This window comes from Vibrio sp. S11_S32 (genome assembly GCF_014694465.1).
GTDB lineage: Bacteria > Pseudomonadota > Gammaproteobacteria > Enterobacterales > Vibrionaceae > Vibrio > Vibrio algicola.
Genome location: NZ_JAAUWS010000147.1, coordinates 1 through 574 on the forward strand (window position 1 = coordinate 1; position 574 = coordinate 574).

Here is a 574-nt window from a genome sequence, read left to right on the forward strand (position 1 = left end):
AAGAAGCTATCCAAGAATGGAAAGAAGCTAAACAAGGGCTGCGTGGTAGACCTCGTATTTTCAGTGATTTAGCAATAACAACAGCGCTTATGGTAAAACGTATATTTTCAATGCCCTTAAGGGCATTGCAGGGATTTATTGATTCTGTATTTCAACTTGCTAATGTCCCGCTCACTTGCCCTCATTATTCTTGTATTAGTCGTAGGGCTAAAGAGGTTGAAGTCTCATTCAAAACGAAAGCTCGTGGCACGATACAACACTTAGCCATTGATTCTACTGGCCTCAAGGTTTACGGCGAGGGTGAATGGAAAGTCAGGAAACATGGAACTGATGGGAAGCGCCGGATCTGGCGTAAGTTACATATAGGTGTTGATGTCGTTACTCATGAAATTATTGCGGCAGAACTCACTTTCTCGAATGTCAGTGACGGAGACGTTCTACCTAATTTACTAAAGCAAACACGTCGAAAGATCTTAAAAGTATCAGGCGATGGTGCTTACGATACTCGACAATGCTATGAAGCCATTCGTATCAAAAAAGCCACCCCACTTGTGCCCCCAAGACTTGGTGCAGT

1 protein-coding gene is annotated in these 574 nt (G+C 43.2%); it reads left to right on the forward strand.

Features of this window, described 5'->3' with window-relative positions:
* On the forward strand, positions 1 to 574 hold a 574-nt coding region (locus HC723_RS17030; RefSeq protein ID WP_190339947.1), incomplete at both ends, for an IS5 family transposase.